This is a genomic window from Streptococcus infantis (assembly GCF_001579645.1).
Taxonomy (GTDB): Bacteria; Bacillota; Bacilli; order Lactobacillales; family Streptococcaceae; genus Streptococcus; species Streptococcus infantis_E.
Map to the genome: position 1 here is coordinate 1 of NZ_LQZF01000206.1, position 325 is coordinate 325.

The 325-nt window shown below is 50.8% G+C and carries 1 protein-coding gene; it reads right to left on the reverse strand.

Features of this window, described 5'->3' with window-relative positions:
• Positions 1–325, reverse strand: a 325-nt coding sequence (locus tag SINDD18_RS11060) for a hypothetical protein (RefSeq protein WP_193750859.1), incomplete at both ends; no start/stop codon positions are given.

Consider the following 325-nt stretch of genomic DNA (forward strand, 5'->3'; position numbering starts at 1 on the left):
ATCAACAAGTGCGTCAGCGTCGGCAAGCACATCAGCATCTGAGTCAGCGTCAACAAGTGCGTCAGCGTCGGCAAGCACAAGTGCATCAGAGTCAGCAAGCACATCAGCATCAGAATCAGCATCAACAAGTGCGTCAGAATCAGCAAGCACAAGCGCATCAGAATCTGCATCAACATCAGCTTCAGAATCAGCAAGCACAAGCGCATCTGAGTCAGCAAGCACGTCAGCTTCTGAGTCAGCATCAACAAGTGCCTCTGAGTCAGCGTCAACAAGCGCATCAGAATCAGCAAGCACATCAGCATCAGAATCAGCAAGCACAAGCGCT